The 2,195-nt window shown below is 48.1% G+C and carries 3 protein-coding genes; 1 reads left to right on the top strand and 2 read right to left on the bottom strand.

Going from position 1 to position 2,195, the window contains the following annotated elements; all coding sequences use genetic code 11:
- Positions 1–67: 67 nt before the first annotated feature.
- Complete coding sequence (locus ACR2PX_RS02770; protein ID WP_433997831.1) at positions 68–439, bottom strand: hypothetical protein; 372 nt, start codon at positions 437–439, stop codon at positions 68–70.
- 85 nt (positions 440–524) lie between these two features.
- On the opposite strand from ACR2PX_RS02770, the gene ACR2PX_RS02765 reads away from it, so the two are divergent.
- A complete protein-coding gene (locus ACR2PX_RS02765; RefSeq protein WP_433997830.1) occupies positions 525–944 on the top strand; it encodes a hotdog fold thioesterase in 420 nt (139 codons plus the stop codon).
- A 58-nt stretch (positions 945–1,002) separates the two neighbouring features.
- Here ACR2PX_RS02765 and ACR2PX_RS02760 read toward each other — a convergent pair whose 3' ends face one another.
- A complete protein-coding gene (locus ACR2PX_RS02760) occupies positions 1,003–2,055 on the bottom strand; it encodes an endonuclease/exonuclease/phosphatase family protein (RefSeq protein ID WP_433997832.1) in 1,053 nt (350 codons plus the stop codon).
- Positions 2,056–2,195: the final 140 nt, after the last annotated feature.

Raw genomic sequence — 2,195 nt, 5'->3', positions numbered from 1 at the left:
TCAGTAGAACGAGTCGACAGTCTTGAGCGTTCTAGACAGCTTCGATGGATTCGTGAGAATAGTTGACCTATTTAATCGAATTCATCGAATAATTGGGCCGTTCTTTCTGGAATTTAGGCCGAAATAGACTTAAGTCCGACAGGCTCCTAGCCTTACTGAGTCGGTTCTCATCGGTGGCTTGAATCTTTTTGAGGTTCTCCATATTTTCCTTCAGGATAACCTCTACCCTGGGTTTCTGTTGATCAGTGAGATTGAGTTTTTGCTCCAGCTGGTTGTATGCTTCCTCCTGATTCATTGGTGCTTCTGTCGGAGCCGCCTGCACTCCAGCAGCGCAAAATACCAGCAGGATTGTCAGCAGCCAAAGACCAGGGATTGTTTTTCCTGTCACTCTTGGTGACCAGTGAATACTTGCAAAATAAAAAGACGCCCAGGGTTTCATAGCAACTCCTCATGTGAAACTAACTACTTATTCATACCTGAAGCACGATAAAGGTGTGTCATACATAGAATGAAAGGTGCCTGCCATGTCCATATGGAAGACCGAAACCACTCCAGAAAGCCTGAACCAGAGAATGGAAGGTAATATGTGCAGCCATGTGGGTATAAAGATAGTTGAAATAGGCGACGACTTTATTCGGGGTACCATGCCCGTAGACGAGAGAACCAAACAACCTGCCGGGCTTCTTCATGGTGGAGCCTCAGTGGTGCTGGCAGAAACCCTTGGCAGTATGGGAGCCAATCTTTGCTGTGCAAAAGATCAATATTGTGTGGGTCTTGAGATCAATGCCAACCATCTCAAGTCAGCCCTGTCAGGAGAGGTGACCGGTACCGCCAAAGCCGTTCACATTGGCAGAAAGACTCAGGTCTGGGAAATCAGGGTTGAGAATGAGGAAGGTCAGTTAACCTGTATTTCCCGACTCACCATGGCTGCAGTCAGTCGATAAATTCTCAGAAGGGTTCACCCTTAGCGTGAACCCTCTACCAGCCATCATCCTGGACTGTTTACCAATTAAAACGACGCACTTTTATATCCTGCCAGACCAGATGATGATCGGAAGAAACGACAGGAAAACCTGGCCCGACCAGAGAATACGTTTGATCTTTTTCAGAAGGCCAGAATACTCCGCCACAGCCACGCTGCAGTCTCCGTTTAGAAGCCAGAACATAATCTACCCGTAAGTTACCTGGACCAGCCGGGTTAAAATCTCCGGTATCCAGAACAGGATTACCCTTATGCTGATTATTGCCCTGACCTTCTGTCAGGCTATCCTGCCAGCCTCCCAGACTGCCTGGTGAAAACTGGTTTTCAATAGCCGGGTGGTCAAGCAGTTGCCAGATAGCACGTTGAGTACTGTCTCCATCATACGGGTCAGCGTTGTAGTCCCCCATAATGACAAAAGCACTCCTCTTTGGCAGGCCACCTCGATAACCGGCGTCATCATAGATATACGACGATTTTTTCCAACCTGCTACATAGTCAGCCCAGAAGCGGATCTCATCATGATTACGTCTGCCGTTGCGATCTTCCGGGCCATCAGAGACAGGGGGCGTTGGGTGGGCTGCCAGCACATGAACCAGCTGACCATCAACCCACAGCGGAATATCCCAATGACTCTTTGAGCTCAGGCGGAAAACATCCAGAGCGTCTTTGCTGTAATCGTCACCTTCTGCTTCAGTATCCGGGTTATCCGGTAACAAGGCTTCCGGCATATCTTTCCAGAGGAAGTGCTGAAACGTTCTTACCTGCCAGTCAGCAATTGGGTAACGGGATAGCAACACCATTCCATACTGTCCGGGAAAGAATCCAAATCCGTAAGCATCTCCGGGTCCGCCTACAGAACCATTACCATCCAGATCGATCTTACTTGGTAGCCCGGTATTTGATTCCGCCAGATAAACGTGGGGATAGGCTATGGTTTCTTGACCATTCTGACTCTCTCCCAGAAAGTTCTTCTGGAACAGGTCAATGGCGACACCTTCAGCGTCAAAATCGAACTCATTCAGTAAGAGCACATCCGGGCGTACCCGCTGAATGATTTCTGCCACGGATCGAATTTGTTTATCTGCCGGGGTTTGAAACAGTATTGAGTAATCTATGATTATCTATCATAATCTCACACTATGGATAAGAGATTAGTCAAGATTGGTGAAGCAGCTCGCTTGCTGGGTACTGACCACTCAACATTGAGGAAGTG

Source organism: Endozoicomonas sp., assembly GCF_051008435.1.
Taxonomy (GTDB): domain Bacteria; phylum Pseudomonadota; class Gammaproteobacteria; order Pseudomonadales; family Endozoicomonadaceae; genus Endozoicomonas_A.
The sequence above is the reverse complement of the archived record's forward strand: the minus strand, read 5'-3'. Positions and strand labels throughout refer to the sequence as shown.